At 40.2% G+C, this 4,466-nt stretch carries 6 protein-coding genes; all 6 read right to left on the bottom strand.

Annotated features, from left to right (window positions below):
• Nucleotides 1-486 precede the first annotated feature (486 nt).
• Nucleotides 487-1,305 carry a class I SAM-dependent methyltransferase gene (locus G636_RS0114265; protein ID WP_026508592.1) on the bottom strand — a complete coding sequence of 273 codons (819 nt, stop codon included), beginning with the start codon at nucleotides 1,303-1,305 and terminating at the stop codon, nucleotides 487-489.
• A gap of 288 nt (nucleotides 1,306-1,593) precedes the next feature.
• Complete coding sequence (locus tag G636_RS0114270) at nucleotides 1,594-2,784, bottom strand: MerR family transcriptional regulator (protein ID WP_026508593.1); 1,191 nt, start codon at nucleotides 2,782-2,784, stop codon at nucleotides 1,594-1,596.
• A 230-nt stretch (nucleotides 2,785-3,014) separates the two neighbouring features.
• On the bottom strand, nucleotides 3,015-3,632 hold the full coding sequence (locus G636_RS0114280; protein WP_026508594.1) for a hypothetical protein: 618 nt from the start codon (nucleotides 3,630-3,632) through the stop codon (nucleotides 3,015-3,017).
• A gap of 94 nt (nucleotides 3,633-3,726) precedes the next feature.
• The gene (locus G636_RS19755; protein ID WP_051227049.1) at nucleotides 3,727-4,116 is read right to left on the bottom strand and encodes a histidine phosphatase family protein; all 390 of its coding nucleotides are present in this window, start codon (nucleotides 4,114-4,116) and stop codon (nucleotides 3,727-3,729) included.
• On the bottom strand, nucleotides 4,113-4,259 hold the full coding sequence (locus tag G636_RS20405) for a hypothetical protein (protein WP_155832407.1): 147 nt from the start codon (nucleotides 4,257-4,259) through the stop codon (nucleotides 4,113-4,115). Before G636_RS20405 ends, G636_RS19755 begins: the two co-directional genes overlap by 4 nt.
• A partial coding sequence (locus G636_RS20665) for a DUF6618 family protein (RefSeq protein ID WP_035779790.1) occupies nucleotides 4,259-4,466 on the bottom strand: 208 nt, incomplete at its 5' end. The genes G636_RS20405 and G636_RS20665, both read right to left, overlap by 1 nt.

Here is a 4,466-nt window from a genome sequence, read left to right on the forward strand (position 1 = left end):
AATATAACTTTAACCATACGCAGATGCAGAAGTTTGTGCGCCTTTATGTTATCGGAGTGGTAAAAGATCTCGAGAAATTGATTAATAGATTTTTAGTACCAGTTCGACCGGGGCGTAAATTCAAAAGAATTATACGCCGCCAATCAGCTGAACCATTATTCTACCGATAACCCAAAACAACTTAATACCTTTCAGTAGGCAGTCTCCCCAGACTGTCTGTTTGCCTTTTTCAAAAATAGAATTTTTGACCGTAAACCCGAGAACTGGCTGTATTGTGTTTGGAATTATCATGGCTTAAATGATACACTATTCTTAAGTTTTTTACTATCTAAATGACATTGTCCCCGTCCCTAGGGACCATTATAGCATAGGATATTTTGCCAAAAGACCTCTAAAAGCATCTACCTGCATCTGCAATAATTCACGCATATCTTCTCTGTTTGCTTTCTGTAAAATGACGCTCATTTTTAGTAAGCTCCTCCCAGGTCATTTTTTTATAAAAACCTGCACCACATGATTGGAATAGCCCATCAGATCAGCCCTTTCAGCTGTTGCAACCAGGTACTGAAGCCACTCGTTATAGGAGGCTTCCGACATATTGTTTACCGAGTCCCTGATGACGTGCGAGAGTCCATCCTGAGCAAATCTTGGACCTTTTGTGACAGGCACTTCTTGTAACACCAGTTCTATCAGTTCATCTATAGTAGGTATAGTATCAAGGTATATGGATGATCCTGTATTGTCTGTGACTCTGGCTGTGTCTCTTTCATAACCTATTGTCTTTATCTCTTCAGCCGGATTCTCATGCTGGAATATGTACTGTATAAGCGGAGCATCCTGAAGCACAAATGCCACAAAGATTGGCGCACCTTTTTTAGCTACTCTTACAGCTTCTTTTATTGCTGCTACTCTCTCCGGTGTCTTATGAAGATGGTAGACAGGGCCAAGCTCAAGTACCAGATTATAGGCATCATCCTGAAACTCTTTTAAATCCATAGCATTGGCCTGATAAACATTTATGTTCTCTTCGTCTTTAAAGAGTTCCTTCATCCTGGCCACGTTGTCCGGATGAAGGTCTATAGCATCGATTGAATAGCCTTCACCCGCCAGAGCGTTAGTATAAACTCCGCAGCCGGCGCCTATATCTATGATCCTGTCACCGGGTTTTAGAAATTTATGGAGGTAGTGCATGGTCAATCTGAATTCTGTTTCATTTACTTTTGTGCTGAACAGACGATACTCTTCTCCTGCGCCTGAGTACTGCCTCAGGTATAACTCTTCAAGCTCTTTTCCTTCTAGTCCCATTTCATGATCCTCCTTTTTTGTAATAAAAAAAGCACAATGACCAGATTACAATCTGTCCTGTGCTTTTCATAAAGTCCTCGTATACGAAAAACCACACAGACAGATAAGACCTATCGGCTCACAGCTGTGTGGATAAATCAGCTATAAGCGAATACGTCTGTACATCATCACCATGTAGTTAATCATATAGCGCTGATTCATAAGTGCTCCTTATCGGTTTATTGTTTGTTATGATATCGCAGGCAGATGCAGGTTGTCAATTCATTTGTTTCCTGTGCGTCCATTTCCTTATAGAGGTCTGCTCTTGTAACAATGCCAGAACTGGCTTCTTGCCTCAAGCACAAACTCACCGTCTTTCTCAATTTTATCTTCAAAATATGCCAGGAGCTTGTTCTCATATCCGGCAATAGCTTTCTCATGAGCCTTGTAGTAATCCTTCATCTTCTCCACGATTTCTTTTGCGTCAGTGTAATGCCAGAAATTAGGCAAAAGAACTGACTCCACCCTTGCAAAATGCTTCTCCATCATGGTTATGTACTGATTTCTCTTCTCTGTCTGACTAGCTATTGTTTCATCTATAAATGACGAGTTTCCACCAATAGCTTCAATAGCTTCTTTAAAGAGATTGTTCCAGTTTGCTACGTTAGCACCGTTGAAAGAAAACAGACCATCCTCAGCGACAGCCTTGCTGGCATGTGCCAAGATAGTTTCGATATCTTTTATCTCAGAATCAAGGTAATGAGCTATAACCATGTCATAATTGCCACTTTCATCAATCTTATCCCAGGTCTTCTCATCCTCAAGATCTGCAAATTCAAGCTTAATGTCTACGCCTTCAGGCAATTTATCTTTATTCTCAGGAATGAACCCGGCAAAATCATCTGCCCAGCTGCCGTGAATGTCATACCCTGTAATCTTTGTTCCCTTGGGAATATCAGTCCAATTGTTTCTCCAGAGCTTGGCGTATCCGCATCCCAGGTCAAGAACTCTTTTGCCGTCTTTAAGATCAAGAGACCTGAAGATTCTCACATACCAGTCAAGTTCTCCACTTGTATGCTTAAGTGCATCCCAGTGGCGCTCATCAGCAGACTGGTCAGCACTTACATACTGTACGATTCCGGCAACATCATCCCAATCAAGTTCTTCCTTTCGTGCCAAAGTTCTTTTAATTGCGTCAGTGATCTTCTCCAGCTGATATTTCTTTTCTTCCATTTTCTGCAGCTGAATCTCCAGCGCTCCCTTAATGTCACTGGCTTCACCACTCTTTAGATTATCCCGGATTTCTTCAAGAGAAAACCCGATCTGCTTTAGTGCCACAATCTTTTCCAAAATCTGCAGTGCTGCGTCATCGTATAGGCGATAGTTACCTTCAGAATATTCTGTGGGTTTAAGCAGCCCCTTTTCATCATAAAGACGTATTGCCTTCTGTGATACTCCAGCTTTCCTGGCCATTTCTCCTGATGTCATTTTCTTTTCCATTTTCGGAACCTCCTTTTTGTTTATAAATCCACCTTAAGGGGTTCCCTAAGGGAAGAGTCAACAGGCTTTTTATTGTTACTCATTTTCAATAGCCTTCAAAATATCAGCCTGCGTATATGCCTGTTCAAAATCATCAAGCCTGTAACATGGAATATGTGGCTTACAATTTCCCATCTGCATTTGCGCAATAAATCTCTTTTGCAAGTGTAGGCATATTGTGCCCATACTGATTATATCAATTCCCCCATAAGCCCAACCTGGTATATATTTCTATAAACCTTATCCGGATAGAATTGAAGATACTTTTTGACAATTGAAAAATCAACACCCGCTGTTTTCACATACTTTACCAGCTTCTTAGACAGCTCTTTCCCTTTGATCTCACTGTACTTGTCGATATTTGTCATAAGATCAAGAAACTGTAGTGATGCTCTATTCTTCTCATCTATGGTATCTACCGGCTTATAAACAATAATGGAATTTCCATCCAAATCCTGTTTTCTCTGCTTGGTCGTAGCCTCATTGCTACATATCTCATAGCATGAAGGATTCTGAGTAGTAAAACCATATTGATTAGCCAATTGAAGTCCTGTAATGTACCCTGATACTCTCCCACCTGCATTCAAATACTTCTTATCCAAGTATTTTTCTATAGAGATTTTCCCTTTTGTTCCAAGAATTGTAGTGTATGGCAGATAATATAATCCGTTATACAAGCGCTCAAGCCTGCCTTCATCAACAAGCTTTTTCATTTCCTGCCTGAGATAATCCTTGGACTTGCATGGAAGCTCCTCCAAAAAAATAGGCTCACCGTCCGTATAGTTTTCTATAATATAATCAATTACCATAACACCACTCTCATATTTATGAAACATTTATTTTCGTTTTTATAATACAGCTGTATCAATACGTTTTCAAGCAAATAAAAACTCAGCTTCGGGGCTATCCCACAATGCTGAGAAAAACAGTCATACACTTATTGTTAAGTATTTTCGTCAGATAAATTGTATAGTTTATATCATCTGTAAATGTATATTTGCTCAGTGCTTTCTTGGCTCTGTTACACAAATCTGAAACCGACTCTGCTTGATACTTTGGATCTTCCAAATTCAATTCCGGATTCCATCTAACTCCTTCTAACGATCCAAAATTTCTCTCCAAAAAAATCGCATCTATGGTTATCGCTTCTGTATACCCAATCCTATCAGCAATTATTTGTGCACTTTCCTTTGCTCGCTCCAAAGGACTTGAAATGATAACATCAGCCTGTATCCCAAACACCGCCAATTTATCAGCAAGTTCATTCATTTGGCGAATTCCTTCATCGTTCATTGGGATATCTTTTTGCCCTTGAAGTTTCTGTTCCTTATTCCAATCTTGTTGCTAATTCCTTCCGCTGTCACAGCCTTACTCTCACTCGCTGTCACAAACCTTTTCATTTTTCTGTCATAAGTTTGGAGAGGTTTGTGCGGCATCAGCCGCACTCCTCTTTATGATATTTCTCAATCCATCTGTCTGCCTCTGCAATGGCTCTTGCTATTGCTTTTGCATTATCCTGGTTCAGGTTCGTATACTTTTTGAGCCGCTCCTCATTCCAAAACACATCTCTTAGTCCTGCCAGTTCACTCCCGATATTCCAGTTCGGTATACATATATAGTTTCCATCTCTATGCTCGCCAACT

This window comes from Butyrivibrio sp. MC2013, assembly GCF_000424585.1.
Lineage (GTDB): Bacteria > Bacillota > Clostridia > Lachnospirales > Lachnospiraceae > Butyrivibrio.